This window comes from Halomonas sp. 1513 (assembly GCA_001971685.1).
GTDB lineage: Bacteria > Pseudomonadota > Gammaproteobacteria > Pseudomonadales > Halomonadaceae > Franzmannia.
In genome coordinates this window covers 1,842,525-1,861,007 of record CP019326.1, presented here as the reverse complement: position 1 = coordinate 1,861,007, position 18,483 = coordinate 1,842,525, and the positions used below count along the sequence as shown (strand labels likewise).

Genomic DNA, 18,483 nt, shown 5'->3' with positions numbered 1-18,483 from the left:
AGTCGCCCTTACACAGTGAGGAAACGCTCATGAAACTGCTGCGCTTCGGCCCCGCCGGGCAGGAAAAACCCGGCGCCCTGGATGCCCAGGGCAGGATTCGCGACCTGTCGGCCCACGTCACCGACCTCAGCGGTGCTCATCTCGACCGCAACGCGCTGGCCGCGCTCGCCGAACTGGATCTCGCGCAGTTGCCCGAGGTGGCCGACGGCACCCGCCTCGGCCCCTGCGTGGGCGGAGTCGGCAAGTTCATCTGCATCGGCCTCAACTACTCCGACCACGCCGCCGAGACCGGCGCCGAGGTGCCGCCGGAGCCGGTGGTCTTCAACAAGTGGACCAGCGCCATCTGCGGCCCCAACGACGACGTGATCATTCCCCGCGACTCGCAAAAGACCGATTGGGAGGTCGAGCTCGGCGTAGTGATCGGCAAGGCCGCGCGCTACGTCGACGAGGCCGACGCCATGCAGCACGTGGCCGGGTTCTGCGTGATCAACGACATCTCCGAGCGCGAATTCCAGCTCGAGCGCAGCGGCAGCTGGGACAAGGGCAAGGGCTGCGACACCTTCGGCCCGCTGGGCCCGTGGCTGGTGACGCCCGATGAGATCGACGACCCGCATCGCCTGGCCATGTGGCTGGAGGTCGACGGCAAGCGCTACCAGGATGGCAGCACCAGCACCATGGTCTACCAGGTGCCCTACCTGATCAGCTACCTGAGCCGCTTCATGAGCCTGCAGCCCGGCGACGTGATCTCCACCGGCACCCCGCCCGGCGTGGGCATGGGCCAGCAGCCGCAGGTCTACCTGCGCCCCGGCCAGACCATGCGCCTGGGTATCGACGGCCTCGGTGAACAGCAGCAGCGCCTGGTCGCCGAAAGCGACGCGCGATGAGCAGGAGCACGACCATGACCACACCCATTGCCAGCGACGCCGGCCGCCTGACCAGCCTGCGCGTGCACGCCGCCGACAACGTTCGGGTGGCGCTCAAGGACCTGGCGGCAGGCAGCCAGATCGACGACGGCGGCCGGACGCTGCAGCTCGTCGAGCCGATCCGTCACAAGCACAAGTTCGCCCTGGCGGATCTCGCCGTGGGCGACAGCGTGATCATGTATGGCGTGACCGTAGGGCGTGCCACCCAAGCGATCGCCGCCGGGGCCGCCATCACCACCGACAACACTGCCCATAGCACCGACTCCAGCAGCGTGCAGGCGCGCCGCGGCGAATGGCAGGCGCCGGACGTCAGCGCCTTCCAGGGCATGACATTCGACGGCTACCAGCGCGCCGATGGCAGCGTAGGTACCGCCAACGTGTGGCTGGTGGTGCCGCTGGTGTTCTGCGAGAACCGCAATATCGAGGTGCTGCGCCAGTGCGTGGCCGACGCCCTCGGCGAAGACCCCTACCGCGACTACAAGCGCATGGCGCGCGAGCTGCTGCACGGCGACGCCGCCGCACCCTCGCCCCAGGCTGCCGCCGAGCGGCTGTTCCCCAACGTCGACGGCGTGCGCTTCCTGACCCATACGCTGGGTTGCGGCGGCACCGACGACGACGCCCAGGCGCTGTGCCAGCTGCTGGCCGGCTATATCTGCCACCCCAACGTGGCCGGCGCCACGGTGCTCAGCCTGGGCTGCCAGAAAGCGCAGATCGAGATGATTCAGCAGGCCGTGGCCAGCCGCGACCCTCAGGGGCTACGGCCGGTGCACTACCTGGAGCAGCAGGCCAGCCAGAGCGAGGAGGCGCTGATCCGCGATGCGCTGACCACCATCTTCGACGGCCTGGCCGAGGCCAATCGCACCCCGCGCACCCCGGCCCCGCTCTCGGCGCTGAGCCTGGGCGCCGAGTGCGGCGGCTCGGACGGTTTCTCGGGGCTCTCCGCCAACCCGCTGGTGGGCGCGGTGATGGACCGCCTGGTGGCGCTGGGCGGCAGCGGCATGCTCAGCGAGTTTCCCGAGCTGTGCGGCGTCGAGCATGAGCTGGTGGCGCGCTGCAGCGATGACCGGGTGGCCGAGCGCTTCCAGGCCTTGATGAGCGCCTACCAGCGTCACGCCTCCCGGGTCGGCGCCGATTTCTCGATGAACCCCTCGCCGGGCAATATCCGCGACGGCCTGATCACCGACGCCATGAAGTCCGCCGGCGCCGCCAAGAAAGGCGGCGACAGCCCCATCGTCGACGTGCTCGACTACACCGAGCCGCGCACCCGCGCCGGGCTGAGCCTGCTCTGCTCACCGGGCAACGACGTCGAGTCGACCACCGCCCTGGCCGGCTCCGGCGCCAACCTGATCCTGTTCACCACCGGGCTCGGCACCCCCACCGGCAACCCGGTCACCCCGGTGATGAAGATCTCCAGCAATAGCGAACTGGCGGCGCGCATGAGCGACGTGATCGACTTCGATGCGGGGCCGATCATCCGCGGCGAGGCGCAGATCGACGAGCTCGCCGACGACCTGCTCCGGCTGTGCATCGACACCGCCTCGGGCCGCTACCAGCCCCAGGCGGTGCGCCTCGCCCAGTACGACTTCATCCCCTGGAAGCGCGGTGTGTCGTTGTAGCAGCCCAAAACGCAACGAGCCCGCCTCAACACGGGCGGGCTCGTTGCGTTAAGGATCCCAGGCAGGGCTAGGCTGAGTTGTCCTCGCTGTCGATAAGCCGCTTCTTGAGCTGCATGTAGGTGCCGTAGTGGCGGTCGAGGTGGCGACGCATGGCGGCTTCGGCGGCGTCCGGGTCACGGGATTCGATGGCTTCGACGATCTCGATATGCGCGGCCATGGCGGCCTTGTCCTCGTCTTTCTGCTGCAGCACCTGGGCGCGGCGGTCGTCGAGCCACTCGGAGAGCGACTCGTGGATGGCGTCGAAGATCGGGTTGCGGGCAATATTCGCCAGCACCCCGTGGAAGGCGTTGTCGGAGCGCTTGAAGCGCGCTTCGTCACCCACCGCGGCGCGGTTGTCGTCGAGCGCGGCGCGCAGCCGGGCCAGGTCCTCGTCGCTGGCATGCTGGGCGGCGTAGCGCGCCAGCGAGATCTCGAACATGGCCCGCGCTTCCTGAAAATACTGTTGCCCGTCGGGCTTGGAGAGCAACTGCCGGGTGACGCCGGAGAGCCGTGCCATCACCGCCTCGGCGGTGGGCCGGATGACCCGCGCCCGGGTGCCGCTGTTGATGGCGATCAGCCCCAGCTGCTGAAGGTGGAACAGCGCTTCGCGTACCGCCGGCCGACCGACCCCGAACTGCTCCATCAGTTCGCGCTCGGAGGGTAGCTGGTCGTTCTCGCTCAGCCGCCCCTCGAGGATCTCGGCCTCGAGCTGCTCGGCGACCTGTTCGGACAGCGTCTTGCGCTCTACGCGGTACTTGCTCATCTACGTCCCTCTTGCTCTGCTTGGGCGCCCGCCACGCGCTGCGACGCCGACATGCCGACCATGTTACTGCATTATCCCCGCGCCGACAGCGCGCGCCGGTGATCCTAAAGCGCCGTTAGCGGTGCAATATCGAGTCGCTCGGCAAGCTCGGCATAGGCCTCACGATTGGCCGTGTCGAGGGGAATGCCCTCTGCGTCGCGCTGGGCCATGCAGCGCCACTCGCGGTCGCCCGGCGCCAGCACCTCGCCGCCGGCCACGGCGGGCTGACTGCGCAGGTCGGCGAGGTAGTCGCCCAGGCGCTGCTGGAACTGTTCGAGATCGATGAAGCCGGCTGGATTGATGGCCAGGAAGAAGTGGCTGACACCGCGCGGCGTGGCCATGTCGTCGCCGACCATAGGCAGCAGCCGAAAGCCGTTGAGCATGCCCGACAGGGTCGAGCTCAAGACCTCGGCGAAGCCGCCCAGCGCCGCTCCCTTGAAGCCGAACTCGCTGCCCCCCAGCGGCAGCAGCGCGCTCACCTCGGCGGGCGTGCGGGTCACCCCGCCGGCGGCGGTGGCCGCCACCTGGTCGGGCAGCTGGCGGCCGATGGCGCCGTACTGCTGGACGCGGTTCCAGGGAATCGCGCTGGTCGCCATATCGAACACGTAGGGGTTGCCGCCCGCCAGCGGTGCGGCGAAGGCGATCGGGTTGGTGCCGTGGAAGGCTCGCTCGCTGTGATGCAATAGCACGAAGGGGTCGGAGTTGCTCACCGTCAGCCCCAGCATGCCCTGCTCGGCGGCCGCCAGCGCGTAGCAGCCGGCGGCACCGTAGTGCGAGGAGTTGGCCACCGCCACCGCGCCCATGCCCATCTCGCGGGCCATCGCCACGGCGTGCTGCATGGCGGTGTAGCCGGCCAGATGGCCCATGGCGTGGTCGGCATCGAGGTGGCCGGTAGCCGGCAGGCGCTGCGTGAACTGCAGCTGCGGCCGCGGGTTGATGCGGCCGCCGGCGAGCGCCTCGAGATAGTGTGGCAGCAGGCGCAGGCCGTGGCTGTCGGTGCCCCAGCGCGAGGCGGTGACCAGCGCGCGGATCACCGCCTCACGACTGGCGGCATCGGCGCCGCGGCGCGCCAGCGCCGCGTCCATGAAACGCTCCAGGTCGTGGCGGGCTACGCGAATGGCGGTATAGGCGTCGCTCATGGGCTCGGTTGCTCTCCTGTGGGTCGATCAGCGGTAGATCAGGGTCGGCAGCCACATGGAGATGGCCGGAATGAAGGTCACCAGCAGCAGGCACACCACCAGCGGAATCAGGAACGGGATGGTGCCGCGCATGCAGCGCTCGAAGCTGACGTTGGAGACCCGCGACAGCACGTAGAGCACCATGCCCACCGGCGGCGTCAGCAGGCCGATCATCAGGTTGAGCACCATGATCACGCCGAAGTGCACCGGATCGACGCCCACCGCGATGGCCATGGGCAGCAGCACCGGTACCAGGATGGTGATGGCGGCGATGGTTTCCATGAAGCAGCCGATGATGATCAGCACGGCGTTGGAGAACAGCAGCACCGCGATCTTGCTGTCGGCAAAGGGCCCCAGCACCGCCACCAGGTGCTGGGTGACCTGGTTGCTCGATAGGATCCAGGCGAAGATCGACGCCGAGGCGACGATGAACAGAATGATCGCGGTGGTCTCGATGGTCTCCATGCTGACCTTGAGCAGCTTGCGCCAGCTAAGGGTACGGTAGACCATCACCCCCAGGAACAGCGCATAGACCACCGCGGCTACCGCCGACTCGGTGGGCGTGAAGACCCCGGTGATGATGCCGCCGACGATGATCACCGGCGTCATCAGCGACAGCACCGCGCGGCTGAAGGTCTTGCCCAGCACCCCCATCGAGAAGCGCGCATCGGCGGTATAGCCGCGGCGACGCGAGATGATGAAGATCATGCCCATCAGCATCGCCCCCATCAGCAGCCCGGGAATCAGGCCGGCGGCGAACAGCTGGCCCACCGAGGCCGAAGCCATCACGCCGTAGATCACCATCGGCAGGCTGGGCGGGATGATCGGCCCGATGGTCGACGAGGCGGCGGTGATACCCACCGCGAACTCCTCGTCATAGCCGGCGTCCTTCATCGCCTTGATCTCGATGGTACCCAGACCGCCGGCATCGGCCACCGCCGCCCCCGACATGCCCGAGAAGACGATACTGGCGCCAACGTTGACATGCCCAAGGCCGCCGCGCATCCAGCCCATCAAGGCCTTGGCGAAGTTGAAGATGCGTTCGGTGATACCGGCATTGTTCATCAGGCTGCCGGCGAAGATGAAGAACGGGATGGCCAGCAGCGGAAAGCTGTCGATGCCGTTGATCATGCGGTGTGCGACCACGATGTCCGGCACCTGGCCGGAGATCACCACGAACAGCAGGCAGGCCCCCGCCAGGCTGATGGCAATCGGCACCCCCAGCACCAGCAGTGTGAACAGCGTGAAGAATAGAAATGACAGGTAGTAGCCGGTCACCGCCAGCACCACGCAGCCAAGTACGGCCAGGGCCGAGAGCAGCGGCGTGAGGAGCGGTGCTCGCCAGCGCAGCATGGAAAGTCGAGACATGTAGACGCACCCTTACTGACGTGCCGCGCGCAGGCGCAGGACGATTCGCTGAATACCGCGTAGCGCCATCACCACGAAGGCGGCAAAGACGGTGTAATAGATAATGTTCTTCGGCAGGTCGACGGAGATCATCATGCTGCCGGTGCGATCGGCGAGCTTGTAGGTGACCCAGGCCATGGCGAAATAGAACCCTACGCTGACGCCTTCGGCAACGCCGGCCACCAGCTTGCCAAGCCAGTTGGGCATATAGCGGTAGAAGAACTCGACCATGATATGGGTGCCCTTGCGCACCGCCATGGCGCTACCCGCGAAGCCGACAATAATCAGCAGGTAGCGTGCGATCTCCTCGGTCCAGGTGGTCGAGTCACCCAGCACATAGCGGGTGAAGAACTGCAGTGAGACGACCAGGATCAGCGCCCAGAACACCACCAGGGTGAAGTAGTCCTCGATGGCGTAGTCGCTGAAGTGGAACTCGTCATCCTCGAACGCCGACTCGAAGTCGAGCATGGGGTCGACGGCGTCGTCGAGGCCCTCGCTGTCTTTCGGCATGACACTCCTCCAGATGCCCACTGCCAGGCAGTGGGCACGTTAGTCGATGTCCGCTTACTGGCCGATTGCCTGCAGGCGCTCGTAGAGTTCCTCGTCCCAGTTGGCGTCGTCGCCGAGGTGGTAAGGCACGGTGATATCGCGGAACGGCTCGCGATCCACCTCGTTGACTGTGTTGCCCTGCTCCTCGAACCACTCGGCGAGCTCCGCCTCGGCCTGGAGGATGTCGGCGGTGTTGTTCTGCGCCGCCTCCTGCAGTACCTCGCGGAAGATTTCCTGATCCTCTTCGGAGAGCTGGTTCCAGCGAGTGCCGCTGACGATGGTGATCAGCGAGTCGGTGACGTGGCCGGTGAGGTTGATGTAGTCCTGAACCTCGTGGAAGGCCATCGCGCGGATCGCCGGCAGCGGGTTCTCCTGGGCGTCCACCACACCCTGCTGCAGGGCCAGATAGACCTCGCTGAAGGCGATCGGCGTCGGGTTGGCGCCGGCGGCCCGCGGGAACATCATGTACAGCGGCGCGCCGGGTACACGAATACGCAGGCGCTCCATGTCCTCGGGCACGTTGATCGGGTCGTTGGAGGTGACGTGGCGCTCGCCGTAGTAGTTGAGCGCGATCGGTACGTTACCGGTGGCATCGCGGTAGCCGTCGGCGATCTCCTGGAACAGATCGCTCTCGGCGTAGGCCTGCCAGTGATCGAAGTCGCGGAACATATAGGGCGCCCCGGCGATCCCCATCGGCCCGTAGGCGTGGCCGGCGAACTGGGTGCCGGTATAGATCATGTCGACCGTGCCCAGCGTCAGCCCCTCGTTGATATCCTCTTCGCTGCCCAGCGACGAGGCGGGATGCACGCTGATGCGGTAGCGCCCCTCGGTGCGCTCCTCGATCTCGTCGGCGGCCCACTCGGCCCACTGATGGAAGGGCTCCGAGGTCTCGTAGACGTGGGCGAAGCGCAGGCTCTCCTGGCCATAGGCGGCACCGGCCAGGCTGACCCCGGCGGCCAGCAGCGACACGGAAAACCAGCGGCCGAGGGTGTGTTGGCGGCGAATATTGTTATGCATGTGCGTACTCCTGTGGCTATCTTCGGATAGCGTTAGTGTTGTGCTGTATACGTATCATACCACCCAGCTTGAAACCTAGCCGTTCACCCGGTGTGACGCAACCTCCGCTGCGCGGTTATCGACTAACGGCGTAGCCCCGCGGCCCCGGCATGCTGCCGTGCAGTGCCGCCAGCAGCTGCGGGTCGCCGAAGCCGCCGGCCTTGGTGATCACCGGCCGCGCGGGATCGCCGTCACACAGGCCGAGGACCACGCCCGGCGACCACTCCGCCGCGACGCTCAGATAGCGCACCCCAAGCCGCGTGAGAACCGCCAATGCCGTATCGCCGCCGGTGGCGAACAGCAGCCCCGTCGGATGCGCCTCGCGCCATGCGGCGGCGCCCTCCGCCAGGGCTCGGGCCACCTGCGCGGCATCGCGCTGCCCACCGGGCGCCGGACGCAGCAGCAGCTGAGCCGGCAGCGCTGGCGCCTCACCCAACTGCTCGGGGGTGAGCTCAGGAAGGTCGGGGGCATGGCTGAGCAGCTGGTGACACTGGGCGTCGCTGCGCGGCGCCCGCGAGCCGACCACGTAGAGCCTCGCTTGACCGGCGGCGATGGCCGGCCGCCCGCCCTGCAGGCGGCCGAACAGGCGCTGGGCGACGGCCTGGGCGAGCCCCGCCGCCCCGGCCAGGCAGAACCCGCCACCGGCGCGCAGCGCAGCATCGTAGAGCACGGCAAGTTCGCCTTCACTGCGGGTATCGACCACCGCATCGCTCGCGGCGAGGGTTATCCCGGGCTGCGCCACGACCCGGGCCAGCGGCAGGCCCGCGGCGGCGAAGGCCTCGTCGATCGGCCCCGCTAGCGGCGGCGAGCGGGCATCGAGACGATAGTCGCTGTCGGCCAGGCGCACGCCGTCTACCCACACTTCTGCGGCGCGCACCTCGCGCTGCTGAGCCGGCACCGCCGGTGCCAGCAGCAGCGGCAGCCCCAGGGCCTGCCTAAGCGCCTTGCACTCGGCGACGACCTGGCCGCGCAGCGTGGAATCGACCTTCTTGAACCAGCGCTCGGGCGCCAATGGGCGCAGCGCCTCGAAGGCCGCCGTGACCCGCGCAGCGGCGGCCTCGGCCGTTAGATGCCGCGACTCGGTGTTGATCGCCACCACTTCGGGCGGCGCCGCCTGCCACTCGGCTGCCAGCTCAGGCAGCTGCTGCTGCGCCACCACCACCCGCGCATCGGCACCGCGGGCGGCAAAGGGCGCGCAGGCGTCCAGGGCGCCGGTGAGGTCGTCGGCGATGATCGCGAGCCGGCAGCGGCTCACACCATGCCTCCGGCTACCAGGCGCTGGGCATAGGCCAGTGCCGAGCCCAGGTTGGTGGCGTCGGCGCGGCCCTGCCAGGCGATGTCGAAGGCGGTGCCGTGATCTACCGAGGTACGCTGGATCGGCAAGCCCAGGCTGACGTTGACGGTGGTATCGAAGGCGATCAGCTTGACCGGGATATGCCCCTGGTCGTGGTACTGCGCCACCACCAGGTCGAACTCGCCGCGGCTGGCGCGGTAGAAGACCGTGTCGGCGGAGATCGGCCCCTGCACGTCGAAGCCCGCCTCGCGCAGGGCCTCTACCGCTGGGGCGATGCAGCGCTCATCCTCGTCGCCGAAGATGCCGCCCTCGCCGCAGTGCGGGTTCAAGCCGGCCACGGCGATGCGCGGCTGGGCCAGGCCCAGCGCCTTGAGATGGGCGTGCCCCGCCTCGACGGTGGCGATGATGCGTTCGGGTGTGACCCGCTCGATGGCGTCGCGCAGCGAGACGTGGGTCGAGACGTGCAGCGTGGAGAGCGTTTCGGACGCCAGCAGCATGAACGACGACGGTGCGCCGGTCAGCGAGGCCAGCATGCCGGTATGGCCGTCGTAGTCGTGGCCCGCGGCATGCAGCGCCGCCTTGTTGAGCGGCGCGGTGACGATCACCCCGGCGTGGCGCGCCTGGACCAGCTGCACCGCCCGCTCGACGCAGCGGAAGGCCATGTCGCCGGCGGCGGCGCTGATCCGGCCATCGGGGATCTCGCCCCCCGCCGGCGCCTCCACCGCGGCCACCGCCACGCCCTGGTCGGGGAGCGCATCGCCGGGCGACCAGGGGATAAGCGCCAGCGGCGCCTCGATCAGCGCCGCGGCGCGACGAAAGATCGCCGGATCCCCCACCAGCAGCGTCTGGCGGCGTGTCTCCTCGGGCATCGCGGCCACCGCCCGGCAGATGATCTCCGGCCCGATGCCAGCCGGGTCGCCCATGGTGATGGCGGTGGCGAACGGGGGCACAGCGGTCCCTTCAGTATGCGATTCACTCATGGCATCAATTGCCCTCCGTTGACCTCGATGACTTGCCCGGTGACGTAGCCGCTCAGCGCCTCGCTGCCCAGGAACAGATAGGCGCCGACGCACTCCTCGGCAGTGCCCAGCCGGCCCATGGGAATGCTGGCGCGCGCCGCGTCCAGGTGCCCGGTGTTGGAGTGCCGGGCGTGGAAGTCGGTGGCGATGGTGCCCGGCGCCACGGCGTTGACCCGGATACCCTCGGCGGCGAGCTCCTTGGCCATATTGCGCGTCAGGGTGCTCACGAAGCCCTTGGCCGAGGCATACAGGCCGGCCCCCGGGCCGCCGCCGTTGCGGGCGGCAATGGAGGTGGTATGAATGATATTGCCGCCACCCGCGCGGCGCAGATGCGGCAGCGCCGCCTGGGAGGCCATCACCAGCGAGCGCACGTTGAGGTCCATGACGCCGTCGTAGCGCGCGTCGTCGATCTCCTCCAGCGCCACGCGGCCCAGCATGTCGCCGGCATTGTTGATCAACACGTCGAGCCCACCCAGCTGCTCGGCGGCCTCGTCGACCACCCGCTTGGCATCCGCCGAGCGACTGAGGTCGCCCTTCAAGGCTACCGCTTCGCCCCCCGCCGCACGGATCGCCTCGACCACCTGCTCGGCGCCTTCGGTACTGGCGTGGTAGTGCACCCCGACCCTGGCCCCCAGCCGCCCCAGCTGCAGCGCTACCGCCGCCCCGATCCCGCGGCTGGCGCCGGTGATCAGCACACGCTTACCTTTCCACTCGTCGAACATGGCATCACTCCTCAGGCCTTGCGATCGTGTCTCTGGATGCGCTACGCCCTGTAGATATGGTGAATTACGCTGTTATAGTAATGGCATACCTTTCATACAAGACGACATCAATAACATGATAGGCGATGCCCGGCCAGCCGCCAGCTCGCCACCCACGGAGGCCCCATGACCCGTCACCGCTCCCCCGACCTGCTGCCCCACGACCTCGACCGCGCGCTGCTGGTCGGCCGCGCCTGGCGCGACGCGCCGCAGCCGCGCCCGGTACTCATCACGCTGCGCGGCGATGAGGCGATCGATATCAGCCACCTGGGGCCGACCATGGCCGACCTGCTCGAGCGCGACGACCTGGTCGAGGCGCTGCGCAGCGCCGAGGGCGAGTCGCTGGGCCCGGTGCAGGCCCTGCTCGACAACTCGCTGGCCGAGCCCCAGCGTGCCCCCTACCTGCTCGCCCCCTGCGACGTGCAAGCGGTCAAGGCGTGCGGGGTGACCTTCGCGGTGAGCCTGATGGAGCGGGTCATCGAGGAGCAGGCCGGCGGCGACCCGGGGCGGGCCAACACCCTGCGCGCCGAACTGCAGGCGCTGATCGGCAGCGACCTGTCGCAGATCGTGCCGGGCTCCGATGAAGCCATGGCGCTCAAGCACGAACTCCAGCAGCGCGGCGGCTGGTCGCAGTACATGGAGGTGGGCATCGGCCCCGACGCCGAGGTGTTCTCCAAGGCGCCGCCGCTGTCGTCGGTGGGGTTCGGAACCACGGTGGGCCTGCACCCCGCCTCGCAGTGGAACAACCCCGAGCCGGAGATCGTGCTGGCGGTGGACAGCCGCGGCGAGGTCAAGGGCGCGACCCTGGGCAACGACGTCAACCTGCGCGACGTCGAGGGCCGCAGCGCCCTGCTGCTGGGCAAGGCCAAGGACAACAACGCCTCCAGCGCCATCGGCCCGTTCATTCGCGTATTCGACGACGGCTTCGGCATCGACGACGTGCGCCGCGCCAAGGTCTCGCTGCGCATCGAAGGGCAGGACGACGACTTCCTGCTCGAGGGCGAGAGCGACATGGCCGAGATCAGCCGCGACCCGCTGGACCTGGTACGCCAGACCATCGGCGCCCACCACCAGTACCCGGATGGCGTGATGCTCTACCTGGGCACCATGTTCTCGCCGATCCAGGATCGCGACGGCCAGGGCCAGGGCTTCACCCACCACCTGGGCGATACCGTGACCATCGCCACCCCGACGCTGGGCGCGCTGGTCAATCGGGTCGGGCGCAGCGATCAGCTGCCGCCCTGGACCTACGGCATTCGCCAACTGATGCGTGACCTCAGCCAGGGTTAAGGAGGCCGACACTCATGAGCACCGACACGCTACTCGATGCCCTGCAACAGCGACTGGGTCAGCGCGGCCTGCTGCGCGAGCGCGACGACATGGCCCGCTACACGGTCGACTGGGCCGGCGAGCGGCTCGGCCAGCCGCTGGCGGTGGCGCGCCCCGCGTCCACCGAGGAGGTGGCCGACACCGTGCGGCTGTGTCGCGAGCACGGCGTGGCCATGACGCCCCAGGGCGGCCACAGCGGCCTGGTGGCCGGCGCCCTGCCGGCCGAAGACGGCGCTGAACTGGTGATCAGCCTGGAGCGCATGGACCGGGTGCGCGAGATCGACCCGATCAACTTCAGCATGACCGTCGACGCCGGCTGCATCCTCGACAACGTCAAGCAGGCGGCGGCCGAGCACGACTGCGACTTCCCGCTGTCGCTGGGCGCCCAGGGCAGCTGCCAGATCGGCGGCAATATCGCCACCAACGCCGGCGGCCTCAACGTGCTGCGCTACGGCATGATGCGCGAGCTGGTGCTGGGTCTCGAGGTGGTAATGCCCGACGGGCGCATCTGGCACGGCCTCAAGGCGCTGCACAAGGACAACCGCGGCTACCCGCTGCAGCAGCTGCTGCTGGGCAGCGAGGGCACCCTGGGCATCGTCACCGCGGCGGTACTCAAGCTCTCGCCGCGGGCGACCCAGAGCCGCACGGCGCTGCTCGGCCTGCCCTCGGTGGAGGCGGTGATTGCGCTCTACGGGCTGGCACGCCGCGACTGCAGCGACCTGCTCAGCGCCTTCGAGCTGATCCCGCGGCGCTGCATCCAGCTGGCCATGGAGGCCACGCCGACGCTCAGCGACCCGCTCGACGACGCTTACCCCTGGTACGTGCTGATGGAGGTCGCCGCCAGCGGCCCGCTGGATCTCGGCGCGATGCTCGAGCACCTGCTCGAACAGGGCATGGAGCGCGAGCTGGTGCTGGACGGCGCCCTGGCGGCAAGCGATGCCCAGGGCCAGCAGCTGTGGCAGTTCCGCGAGAGCATGCTGGAGGGCCAGCGGCGCTACGGCGAGCACCTGCGCAGCGATGTCTCGGTGCCCATTTCGCGGATTCCAGAGGTCGTCGAACGCGCCTCGGCGGCGATCATGGCGGCATCGCCGGACTGTGAGGTGATCGCTTACGGCCACATCGGCGACGGCAACCTGCACGTCAATGTGCTGCCTCCCAGGGCTATGGCGGACGCCGACAAGCACGCCCACCTGCATGAGCTGGAGGCGCTGCTGTTCGAGGTGGTGGATGACCTAGGCGGCAGCATCAGCGCCGAGCACGGCATCGGCCGCACCAAGCAGGCCGCCTACCTGGCACGGCTGTCGCCGCTGGAACGCGAGCTGGCAGACGGCATCAAGACGCTGTTCGATCCGGCACACGCCCTGAACCCGGGGCGCATTCTGCCCCGGCCGTAAGGGCTGAGCGCAACGCTCAACGGGTGCTGAAGCGCCCCGCCAGGCCACGCAGCGCGTCGACGAACAGCACGCTGTCGACACCCACGCCGACGAAGCTGCAGCCAGCCTCGAGGTAGCGCTGCGCTTCGGCTTCGTCGACGGTGACGATACCCGCCGCTTTGCCGGCGGCGCGGATACGCCGCACGCCGTCGTCCACCGCCGCCACCACCTCGGGGTGGCCCAGGTCGCCGAGATGCCCCATCGCTGCGGAGAGATCCGCCGGCCCGATGAAGACGCCGTCGACGCCCTCCACCGCGGCAATCGCCTCGAGATTCTCCAGGCCGCGCAGGGTCTCGACCTGCACCAGCAGGCACATCTGGCGGTTGGCCTGGGACAGGTAATCGGGCACCTGCCCCCAGCGCGCCGCCCGCGACAGCACGTGGCCCACGCCGCGGATGCCCTCGGGAGGGTAGCGCATCGCCGCCACCAGGGCGGCGGCCTGTTCCGCCGACTCGACCATCGGCACCAGCAGGTTCTGAACGCCGATATCCAGGTAGCGCTTGATCAGCACCGGGTCGCCCACCGGCGGCCGTACCACCGGGGCGCTGGTATAGGGCGCCATGGCCTGCAGCTGGGCGAGCAGGCTGGCGACGTCGTTGGGCGCGTGCTCGGCGTCGAGCAGCAGCCAGTCGAAGCCCGCGGTGGCGGCCATCTCGGCGACGTAGGGGCTGGCCATGCCCAGCCAGATGCCGGTCTGCGGCTCGCCGGCCAGCAGCCGTGTCTTGAAGACGTTTTCCTGCATCATGCTCCCCTTTTGTGGGCTTGTCTTGGCGACTAGCGGCGCCTTTCGAGCTCGCCAATCACCTCCGGCACCGTCAGCGCCGGGTCGTCGATGCTCTGGTAGAGGGCGTGCACCGCTGCGGCAACGCCACGCTCGACTCCAAGCTCGTCGGTCATGGTGTGGTAGTAGCCGAGATCCTTGCTGGCGTTGGCGACGCTGAAGCGAAAGCCAGTGGAATCACCGTCGGCAATGAACGGCCGCAGGCGCTCGAACACCACTCCGCCGCCGCCGCCCTTGCCGAGTACCTCGAGCAGCGCCGCGTCGTCGATGCCGGCCCGCCGCGAGGCCGCCGCGGCCTCGGCGAGCACCGCCGAGAAGCCCAGCGAGACGAAGTTGTGCAGCAGCTTGAGCGTATGACCGGCGCTGACGTCGCCGGCGTGGGCGATGTTCTCGGCGAAGCACGCCAGTACCGGACGCAGCTCATCGAACAGCGCCTGGGGCGCGCCGACGATCAGGTTAAGCCTGCCCTCCTCGGCCTCCTTGGGCGTGCGGGTCATGGCGGCGTCCATGAAACGGCCACCGGCCTGCTCGACCCGCTCGGCCACCTTGGCCGTGGCGCTGGGCAGCGCCGTGGAGCAGTCCACCACCACCGCCCCGGGCGCCAGCCCCTCCAGCACGCCGCCGGGCTCGAACAGCACCGCCTCGACCTGCGGCGAGCCGGTCACGCACAGCAGCACCAGCTCGGCGCCTTCGGCCACCTCGCGGGCGCTGGCGCGGGACTCGGCGCCGGCCGCACGCAGGTCGTCCACCGGCTGGTTGCCGGGGTGGTCGAGAAAGGTCAGCGAATGCCCGGCCTTGAGCAGGTTGCTGGCGATGCCGTGGCCCATCAGCCCGACGCCGACCATGCCGATGCGCAACACTCGATCAGACGCTTCAGGGGAGTGGTTCATTGCAGGCCTCCACAGTAAGATAACGGTATAAAAAGGGGCGTATTACAACGACGGATATCAGCCATGCTGGATCGCCACCGTCTTGAGGCGCGTATAGCTGCGCAGGCCCTCGAAGCCCTTCTCGCGGCCGTGGCCGGAGCGCCCCACACCGCCGAAGGGCAGCTCGATGCCGCCGCCGGCGCCGTAGTTGTTGACGAATACCTGACCGCTGCGGATGCCCCGCGCCAGGCGCAGCTGCCGCCCACCGTCGCGGGTCCAGACGCCGGCACACAGGCCGAAGTCGGTGGCGTTGGCCAGGCGCAGCGCCTCAGCCTCGTCGTCGAAGACCTGCACCGCCAGCACCGGGCCGAACAGCTCCTCGTTGAGCACGCTGTGGCCGTCAGGGATCCCGGTGAGCAGCTGCGGCACCACGAAGTGGCCCTGCGCTGATGCGCCCTCGGCCAACCTACCACGTGCCGCGATGCGAATGCCGTCGGCCTCGGCGGCGGCCAGGCGCGCCTCGAGCCGCGACTTCTGGCGGGCGTTGATCAGCGGCCCGCAGTCGGCATCGGCTTCGCCGGCGTCGCAGCGCAGCGCTGCGAAGCGCTCCACCAGGCGTCCGGTGAAGGCCTCGGCGATCTCACGCTGGACCAGCAGCCGGCTACCCGCCGAACAGGTCTGGCCGGCGTTCTGGATGATGCCGCGCACCACGGTATCGAAGGCGGCGTCGAGGTCGGCATCGGCGAACACGATCTGCGGCGACTTGCCGCCCAGCTCCAGGGTCACCGGCACATGGTGCACCGCCGCCGCCTGGGCCACCTGGGTGCCGGTCTCCGGCGAGCCGGTAAAGGAGAGATGATCGATGCCCGGATGCGCGGCCAGCGCGGCGCCGGCCTCGCGACCCAGCCCCGGCACCACGTTGAGCACCCCGGCGGGCAGGCCGAGCTGGGTGGCCAGCTCGGCCAGGCGTAGCACGCTCAGGCAAGCGTCCTCGGCGGGCTTGAGCACCACCGTGTTGCCGGTGGCCAGCGCCGCCGCTACGCAGCGGCCGAAGATCTGCGCCGGGTAGTTCCAGGGGATGATCTGGGCACACACGCCGTAGGGCTCGCGCAGGGTCATCACCGTGAAGCCGGTCTCATAGGGGATGGTCTCGCCGTGGAGCTTGTCGGCGCCGCCACCGTAGAAGCGGAAATAGCGCGCGCAGGCGCTGATGTCGGCACGCGCCTGGGTCAGCGGCTTGCCGGTGTCGAGGCACTCCAGCGCCGCCAGATGGGCGTGGTCGGCCTCGATGGCCGCGGCCATGGCCAGCAGCCAGGCGCCGCGCTCGCGGGTACTCCAGCGCGCCCAGTCGCCGAGCTCCCCATCGAAGGCACGGCGCGCGGCACTCACCGCCGCATCCACTTCCGCCGCCTGGCAGCGCGCAATGCGGGTGGTGACCCGGCCGCTGGCCGGGGCCTCCATATCCAGGGTGGCGGCGGTGGCCTGCCATTCGCCGCCGATCAGCGCCGCCTGGGGCGGCATTGCAGGGCTCTCCATCATGGTTCTTCTCCTTTATCCATATACCAGATTGACCAGGCCCATGGAGATCCACGGCAGGTAGGTGATCAGCATCAGGCAGGCCAGCACCACCAGCACGAAACGCAGCAGCCACGGCAGCATCTGATCGATCGAGATCTTGGCCACCGCGCAAGCGGCGAACAGGTTGACGCCGAGCGGCGGGGTGATCATGCCCAGCGCCAGGTTGACCACCATCACCAGCCCGAAGTGCACCGGGTGGATGCCGAACTGCATGGCGATCGGGGTAAGGATCGGCGCCAGCACCAGGATCGCCGCCGAGGTCTCGATGAACATGCCCACCACCAGCAGCAGCGCATTGACCACCAGCAGGAACATCAGCGGGTTGTCGATGGCCGCGGTCACCGCATTGGCGATCTGCGCCGGCAGGCCGATGCGGCTGAGCAGGAAGCTGAACAGCGAGGCGGCGGCGATGATCAGCATCACCGCCGCGGTGGAGATCACGCTCTGGCGCAGGATCGGCACCATATCGGCGAGCTTCAGTTCGCGATAGTAGAAGCCACCCACGATCAGCGCGTAGAACACCGCCACCGCCGAGGCCTCGGTGGGCGTGAACACGCCGCCGTAGATGCCGCCGATCACCACCACCGGCATCAACATCGCCGCCCAGGCGCGCTGGAAGGAGGTGACGAAGCCGGTGCTGTCCTTGTAATCCTCCTTGCCGAAGCCGCGCGCCTTGCAGAACAGGTAGAGGAACAGAATCAGCGCCCCGCCGATCAGGAAGCCCGGCCCCACGCCGGCCAGGAACAGCTGGCCGATCGAGGTATCGGTGCTGACCCCGTAGAGGATCAGCGGGATCGACGGCGGAATCAGCACCCCGAGCTCCGCCGAGGAGGCCTGGATCGAGGCCGCCAGCGGCTTGGGGTAGCCGTGCTTGACCATCGCCGGGATCAGGATCGCGCCGATGGCGAAGGTGGTCGCCACGCTGGAGCCGGACACCGCGGCGAACATCATGCAGGTCAGCACGCAGGACATCGCCAGCCCGCCCTGGACCTGGCCGACGATCGACTTGGCCAGGTCGACCAGACGCTGGGAGATCCCCCCGGCGGCCATCAGGTTGCCGGCCAGGATGAAGAACGGGATGGCCATCAGCGGGAATTTGTCGATGCCGATGAACATCTGCTGCGGCACCAGCAGTAGCGGCAGCCGGGTGAAGAATTCGATGCCGATGATCGACGCCAGCATGATCGAGATGGCGATCGGCACGCCGAAGGCGAACAAAATCAGCAGCGAGAGTCCGATGACCAGGTTCATGGGCGCGGCCCCCCGCTTGCGTCATCCTTGGCGATATCCTGCTGGGCCTGCTGCACCTGCTGCAGCTCGACCTCGGGGCTGACCTCGCTGTTGTCGGGGCCGACCGCTTCGCGCCCGCTGAGCTGGGCGAACAGCCGCGCCAGCACCGCGACGATGGCGAACGCCGACCCGGTGGGAATCGCCGCGTAGGCGTAGGACATGGGAATGTTCATGCCTGACATGGTCTGGTTGCCGACGCGACCGGTCATCAGGATACCGAAGTAGATCAGCACCCCCAGCACCAGCAGGCAGCACAGCACGATGGCCGTCTCCAGCCATAGCGCAAAGCGCTCGGGTATGACCTTGTAGATCGCCTCCACGGCCATCATGTAGCCGCCGCGGAAAGTGGCCGCGGCGGCCATGAACACGCACCAGATCATCGACGCCCGCGAGGCCACCTCGGTCCAGGTCGAGGGGGCGTTGAACACGAAGCGGGTCAGTACCTGATAGAAACTGAGCGTCACCGAGATCACCAGCATGACGATGGCGATGGCCATCGCCAGACGCGTCAACTGGTGCTCGACGCGCAAAAACGCAGTGAGCATAACGTCACCCTGTG

The 18,483-nt window shown here is 68.5% G+C and carries 17 protein-coding genes; 4 read left to right on the top strand and 13 right to left on the bottom strand.

Going from position 1 to position 18,483, the window contains the following annotated elements:
• The first annotated feature begins 29 nt into the window (after positions 1 to 29).
• Positions 30 to 884, top strand: coding sequence for an ureidoglycolate lyase (locus BWR19_08275; GenBank protein APX92927.1), 855 nt, complete (start codon positions 30 to 32; stop codon positions 882 to 884).
• A gap of 14 nt (positions 885 to 898) precedes the next feature.
• Positions 899 to 2,539 carry an altronate hydrolase gene (locus BWR19_08270; protein APX92926.1) on the top strand — a complete coding sequence of 547 codons (1,641 nt, stop codon included), beginning with the start codon at positions 899 to 901 and terminating at the stop codon, positions 2,537 to 2,539.
• Between the two features lie 67 nt (positions 2,540 to 2,606).
• On the opposite strand, the gene BWR19_08265 is transcribed toward BWR19_08270, so the two are convergent.
• The 8 genes from BWR19_08265 to BWR19_08230 all read right to left on the bottom strand — a co-directional run bounded on the left by BWR19_08265 (position 2,607) and on the right by BWR19_08230 (position 10,605).
• Positions 2,607 to 3,341, bottom strand: coding sequence for a GntR family transcriptional regulator (locus BWR19_08265; protein APX92925.1), 735 nt, complete (start codon positions 3,339 to 3,341; stop codon positions 2,607 to 2,609).
• Between the two features lie 104 nt (positions 3,342 to 3,445).
• On the bottom strand, positions 3,446 to 4,519 hold the full coding sequence (locus BWR19_08260) for an oxidoreductase (protein ID APX92924.1): 1,074 nt from the start codon (positions 4,517 to 4,519) through the stop codon (positions 3,446 to 3,448).
• 27 nt (positions 4,520 to 4,546) lie between these two features.
• On the bottom strand, positions 4,547 to 5,926 hold the full coding sequence (locus tag BWR19_08255) for an ABC transporter permease (GenBank protein ID APX92923.1): 1,380 nt from the start codon (positions 5,924 to 5,926) through the stop codon (positions 4,547 to 4,549).
• 12 nt (positions 5,927 to 5,938) lie between these two features.
• Positions 5,939 to 6,475: a C4-dicarboxylate ABC transporter permease gene (locus tag BWR19_08250; protein APX92922.1), complete on the bottom strand. Its 537-nt coding sequence runs from the start codon at positions 6,473 to 6,475 to the stop codon at positions 5,939 to 5,941.
• Between the two features lie 54 nt (positions 6,476 to 6,529).
• Positions 6,530 to 7,531 (bottom strand): ABC transporter substrate-binding protein, encoded by a 1,002-nt coding sequence (locus BWR19_08245; GenBank protein ID APX92921.1) that lies wholly within the window; start codon positions 7,529 to 7,531, stop codon positions 6,530 to 6,532.
• 115 nt (positions 7,532 to 7,646) lie between these two features.
• Positions 7,647 to 8,825: a hypothetical protein gene (locus tag BWR19_08240; GenBank protein ID APX92920.1), complete on the bottom strand. Its 1,179-nt coding sequence runs from the start codon at positions 8,823 to 8,825 to the stop codon at positions 7,647 to 7,649.
• Positions 8,822 to 9,844 (bottom strand): 4-hydroxythreonine-4-phosphate dehydrogenase PdxA, encoded by a 1,023-nt coding sequence (locus BWR19_08235; protein APX92919.1) that lies wholly within the window; start codon positions 9,842 to 9,844, stop codon positions 8,822 to 8,824. The genes BWR19_08240 and BWR19_08235 overlap by 4 nt, the downstream gene beginning before the upstream one ends.
• Entirely contained in the window at positions 9,841 to 10,605 is a 765-nt protein-coding gene (locus BWR19_08230; protein ID APX92918.1) for an oxidoreductase, read from the bottom strand. Before BWR19_08230 ends, BWR19_08235 begins: the two co-directional genes overlap by 4 nt.
• 165 nt (positions 10,606 to 10,770) lie before the next feature.
• Between BWR19_08230 and BWR19_08225 the strand changes: the two genes are divergently transcribed.
• Together BWR19_08225 and BWR19_08220 are read left to right on the top strand one after the other, a co-directional pair.
• Positions 10,771 to 11,934 carry a fumarylacetoacetate hydrolase gene (locus BWR19_08225; protein APX92917.1) on the top strand — a complete coding sequence of 388 codons (1,164 nt, stop codon included), beginning with the start codon at positions 10,771 to 10,773 and terminating at the stop codon, positions 11,932 to 11,934.
• Positions 11,935 to 11,948: 14 nt separating this feature from the next.
• Positions 11,949 to 13,367, top strand: coding sequence for an FAD-binding oxidoreductase (locus BWR19_08220; protein ID APX92916.1), 1,419 nt, complete (start codon positions 11,949 to 11,951; stop codon positions 13,365 to 13,367).
• A gap of 16 nt (positions 13,368 to 13,383) precedes the next feature.
• Here BWR19_08220 and BWR19_08215 read toward each other — a convergent pair whose 3' ends face one another.
• From BWR19_08215 to BWR19_08195, 5 genes are all read right to left on the bottom strand, one after another.
• Positions 13,384 to 14,151 (bottom strand): 2,4-dihydroxyhept-2-ene-1,7-dioic acid aldolase, encoded by a 768-nt coding sequence (locus BWR19_08215; protein ID APX92915.1) that lies wholly within the window; start codon positions 14,149 to 14,151, stop codon positions 13,384 to 13,386.
• A gap of 29 nt (positions 14,152 to 14,180) precedes the next feature.
• A complete protein-coding gene (locus BWR19_08210; protein ID APX92914.1) occupies positions 14,181 to 15,047 on the bottom strand; it encodes a 2-hydroxy-3-oxopropionate reductase in 867 nt (288 codons plus the stop codon).
• 87 nt (positions 15,048 to 15,134) lie between these two features.
• Positions 15,135 to 16,577: an aldehyde dehydrogenase gene (locus BWR19_08205; GenBank protein ID APX92913.1), complete on the bottom strand. Its 1,443-nt coding sequence runs from the start codon at positions 16,575 to 16,577 to the stop codon at positions 15,135 to 15,137.
• A gap of 30 nt (positions 16,578 to 16,607) precedes the next feature.
• Positions 16,608 to 17,885: a C4-dicarboxylate ABC transporter permease gene (locus tag BWR19_08200; protein ID APX92912.1), complete on the bottom strand. Its 1,278-nt coding sequence runs from the start codon at positions 17,883 to 17,885 to the stop codon at positions 16,608 to 16,610.
• Positions 17,882 to 18,469, bottom strand: a complete 588-nt coding sequence (locus BWR19_08195) for a TRAP transporter small permease protein (protein ID APX92911.1) — start codon at positions 18,467 to 18,469, stop codon at positions 17,882 to 17,884. Before BWR19_08195 ends, BWR19_08200 begins: the two co-directional genes overlap by 4 nt.
• Positions 18,470 to 18,483 lie beyond the last annotated feature (14 nt).

Coding starts and splice junctions, on each gene's coding strand:
- BWR19_08260 (APX92924.1), bottom strand. CDS start 4,519: ATGAGCGACGCCTATACCGCCATTCGCGTAGCCCGCCACGACCTGGAG.
- BWR19_08205 (APX92913.1), bottom strand. CDS start 16,577: ATGCCGCCCCAGGCGGCGCTGATCGGCGGCGAATGGCAGGCCACCGCC.
- BWR19_08265 (APX92925.1), bottom strand. CDS start 3,341: ATGAGCAAGTACCGCGTAGAGCGCAAGACGCTGTCCGAACAGGTCGCC.
- BWR19_08195 (APX92911.1), bottom strand. CDS start 18,469: ATGCTCACTGCGTTTTTGCGCGTCGAGCACCAGTTGACGCGTCTGGCG.
- BWR19_08220 (APX92916.1), top strand. CDS start 11,949: ATGAGCACCGACACGCTACTCGATGCCCTGCAACAGCGACTGGGTCAG.
- BWR19_08275 (APX92927.1), top strand. CDS start 30: ATGAAACTGCTGCGCTTCGGCCCCGCCGGGCAGGAAAAACCCGGCGCC.
- BWR19_08245 (APX92921.1), bottom strand. CDS start 7,531: ATGCATAACAATATTCGCCGCCAACACACCCTCGGCCGCTGGTTTTCC.
- BWR19_08270 (APX92926.1), top strand. CDS start 899: ATGACCACACCCATTGCCAGCGACGCCGGCCGCCTGACCAGCCTGCGC.
- BWR19_08200 (APX92912.1), bottom strand. CDS start 17,885: ATGAACCTGGTCATCGGACTCTCGCTGCTGATTTTGTTCGCCTTCGGC.
- BWR19_08255 (APX92923.1), bottom strand. CDS start 5,926: ATGTCTCGACTTTCCATGCTGCGCTGGCGAGCACCGCTCCTCACGCCG.
- BWR19_08250 (APX92922.1), bottom strand. CDS start 6,475: ATGCCGAAAGACAGCGAGGGCCTCGACGACGCCGTCGACCCCATGCTC.
- BWR19_08235 (APX92919.1), bottom strand. CDS start 9,844: ATGAGTGAATCGCATACTGAAGGGACCGCTGTGCCCCCGTTCGCCACC.
- BWR19_08225 (APX92917.1), top strand. CDS start 10,771: ATGACCCGTCACCGCTCCCCCGACCTGCTGCCCCACGACCTCGACCGC.
- BWR19_08230 (APX92918.1), bottom strand. CDS start 10,605: ATGTTCGACGAGTGGAAAGGTAAGCGTGTGCTGATCACCGGCGCCAGC.
- BWR19_08215 (APX92915.1), bottom strand. CDS start 14,151: ATGATGCAGGAAAACGTCTTCAAGACACGGCTGCTGGCCGGCGAGCCG.